Here is a 2,635-nt window from a genome sequence, read left to right on the forward strand (position 1 = left end):
CGGAATCCGCCCTCCTCGAGCCCCGCTGCGAAGAGCACCCCGATCCTCTCCGTCAAAGCGACGCTATATGCCCGAAGCCACAAGACCCTTGTCCTCAATATACAGATAATTTAGGATAATTGCATGCGACAAATCAAGGATCTCGCCTTTGGTTTCAGATGTCTCGTGAGGGGATTCACGTTCCTCGCCTCGCACCCCAGGCTCTGGTTCTGGGCCGCCCTCCCCACGATCATAAACTTGCTGCTGCTGGCGGTCATGATCGCCGCCTTCGCCCACTTCTACGGCGAGATCTACGGCTGGCTCGCGGCCAAGCTGGGGCTTTCCGGCTTTGCGGCCCCTGCGGCCTGGTGGCAGCACCTCCTCAACTGGATGATCTGGGCGGGCAACATGCTCTTCCAGATATTCATCGTCCTGCTCTCCCTCATGCTCGTCATGATCGCCTCGTACGCCGCGAGCTTCGTTGTGGCGGGCCCGTTCAACGACATCCTCTCCGAACACGTGGAGGTGATCGTGACAGGCCGCGAGGCCTTGCCGTTCACCCTGAAGAAGTTCCTCTCGGACCTGTGGCGCACGATCAAGGTCGAGTCGATAAAGGCAGGGATCCTGCTCGCGATACCGGTCGCGCTCTTCGTCGTGAGCTTCATCCCGGTCGTCGGCGGACCGGTCTACGTCGCGCTCACCTTCTCGTTCGGCGCATGGGACCTGGGTTTTTCCTACGCCGACCTCCCCTTCGGCCGCAAGGCCGCCTCGTTCGACGAGCGCTGGGCGTTCGCGAAGCGCGAAAAATGGACGCTCATCGGCCTGGGCGCCGGTTTCGTGATCCCGTTCTTCGCCCTGGTCTTCGCGCCCCCCATGGTCATCGGCGGGACATTGCTGTATGTCGAACGAACAAAGCCAGAGCATTCTTGACAGCATTGCGCCTTCTGGTGCATATCTGCGGCCATGCCGATCGAGCGCACGGTTGAAGTGAAGGGCGGTGCCGCGTGGCACAGGGCCGACTTCGTGTATCCCTGCGCCGCGGAGCCGGCGCGCGGCGCGAGGATCATCGTGGAGATCGGGCCCGGCCGCGGCGACTTCCTCTTTCACCTGGCAGAGTCGAATCCTGACGCATCAGTCGTCGGCATCGAGATCAAGGGCAAGCGCGTGGACAAGATCATAAGGCGGATCGAGAGGCGCGGGCTCGAAAACGTGACCGTCATCCAGGACGACGCAAGGGCCGCCCTGCCCCGCCTCTTCGCGGCCAGCACCGTGGACGAGATCCACATCCAGTTCCCCGACCCCTGGCCCAAGAGGCGGCACGCAAAGCACAGGCCGATCAACGAGGGTCTGCTCGCGGAGTGCGCCCGGGTGCTCAAGCCCGGCGGCACGCTCAGCTTCATCACCGACCACAGGCCGTACGCGGAGTTCTCGTCGGGGATGCTCGCCCGGACAGAGGGGATTGCCAACTGCTACGCCGAGCCGTTTGTCACCGATCTCGCCGACGCCTTTCCCACATTTTTCTCAGAGAAGTGGAAGGCGGAGGGGAGATCGATATATTACCAGAGATACAGAAAAGCCGTGACTGGTGACTTGCTGATTGAAGACCTGTGTTGACAACTAACGGAGGTTATATGAAGAGATCAATTCTCTGCATCCTCGTCGTAGCCCTCGCAGTATCGATCTCCACCCTGTCGTGGGCCGCATGCAAAAAACCGGTCGTGGAAATAAAGCCCGGCATGAAGGTGATCGCGGCCGTTGCCGGGCCGAACTGGGGGGTGGCCAGAGTCGAGAGCGTGAAAAAGAACAAGATCATGGTCAAGGACGCCGGCGGCGGGCTCGGAAGCCTGGGCAGGAAAGAGGTCGCCCCCCACCCCTCGGCCCTCTACCGCGGAAACAACAAGCCCTGCTTCGGGGCGGGCGACAAGGTCCTGGCGCAGGCGCAGGGCGGCACCTGGAGGATCGCCACGGTGGACAAGGTGACCGGAGACAAGGCGAAGATCACGTTCGTGATGGACAAGAGCAAGAAGAACGTGAAGCTGAGCGCGATCGTGCCTGCGCCGAGGTAGGAGGCGATGGCGAGGCGATATAATGTGAATCTCTCACCTTATCAGGTTCATGAACTCCGCGCGGGTCTCGGGCCTGCGGCGGAACGCGCCGAGCATCGCTGAGGTGATGACCGAGGTCCCGCGCTTCTGCACCCCGCGCATCTGCATGCACAGGTGCTCCGCGTCGATCACGACCGCCACGCCCTTGGGCTTCAAGGTCTCCATGAGCGTGTTCGCGATCTGGTTTGTCATGCGCTCCTGGACCTGGAGCCGGCGGGCGAAGAGGTCGACCATGCGCGCGATCTTGGAGATCCCCACTATCTTCTCGTTCGGGATGTAGCCCACGTGCGCCTTGCCGAAGAACGGCAGCAGGTGGTGCTCGCACAGGCTGTAGATCGGGATGTCGCGCACCAGCACCATCTCCTCGTGCTTGTCTGAAAAGACCGAGTTCTCGATCAGTTTCTTCGGGTCCTGCCGATAGCCCTCGGTGAGGAATTCGAACGACTCCTTGACCCGCGCCGGCGTGCGGCGCAGCCCCTCGCGCTCGGGGTCCTCGCCGAGCCTCTCCAGCAGCGACCTTATTATCTTCTCCATGTCCGGCCTTTTAGCCC

At 62.0% G+C, this 2,635-nt stretch carries 4 protein-coding genes; 3 read left to right on the top strand and 1 reads right to left on the bottom strand.

Annotated features, from left to right (window positions below; all coding sequences use genetic code 11):
* Positions 1–123: 123 nt before the first annotated feature.
* The 3 genes from JXA24_00595 to JXA24_00605 are packed head-to-tail and all read left to right on the top strand — an operon-like array spanning position 124 to position 2,045.
* Complete coding sequence (locus tag JXA24_00595; protein ID MBN1282254.1) at positions 124–909, top strand: EI24 domain-containing protein; 786 nt, start codon at positions 124–126, stop codon at positions 907–909.
* Positions 910–942: 33 nt separating this feature from the next.
* Positions 943–1,593, top strand: coding sequence for a tRNA (guanosine(46)-N7)-methyltransferase TrmB (trmB, locus tag JXA24_00600; protein ID MBN1282255.1), 651 nt, complete (start codon positions 943–945; stop codon positions 1,591–1,593).
* A 17-nt stretch (positions 1,594–1,610) separates the two neighbouring features.
* Positions 1,611–2,045, top strand: coding sequence for a hypothetical protein (locus JXA24_00605; GenBank protein ID MBN1282256.1), 435 nt, complete (start codon positions 1,611–1,613; stop codon positions 2,043–2,045).
* A gap of 33 nt (positions 2,046–2,078) precedes the next feature.
* On the opposite strand, the gene folE is transcribed toward JXA24_00605, so the two are convergent.
* Positions 2,079–2,618 (bottom strand): GTP cyclohydrolase I FolE, encoded by a 540-nt coding sequence (gene folE / locus JXA24_00610; GenBank protein MBN1282257.1) that lies wholly within the window; start codon positions 2,616–2,618, stop codon positions 2,079–2,081.
* Between the last annotated feature and the right edge of the window lie 17 nt (positions 2,619–2,635).

The sequence above is a fragment of the Pseudomonadota bacterium genome (assembly GCA_016927275.1).
Taxonomy (GTDB): domain Bacteria; phylum UBA10199; class UBA10199; order 2-02-FULL-44-16; family JAAZCA01; genus JAFGMW01.

Bases quoted from the DNA above. Each gene is read 5' to 3' on its own strand.
- JXA24_00595 (MBN1282254.1), top strand. From the start codon at position 124: ATGCGACAAATCAAGGATCTCGCCTTTGGTTTCAGATGTCTCGTGAGG.
- trmB (MBN1282255.1), top strand. From the start codon at position 943: ATGCCGATCGAGCGCACGGTTGAAGTGAAGGGCGGTGCCGCGTGGCAC.
- JXA24_00605 (MBN1282256.1), top strand. From the start codon at position 1,611: ATGAAGAGATCAATTCTCTGCATCCTCGTCGTAGCCCTCGCAGTATCG.
- folE (MBN1282257.1), bottom strand. From the start codon at position 2,618: ATGGAGAAGATAATAAGGTCGCTGCTGGAGAGGCTCGGCGAGGACCCC.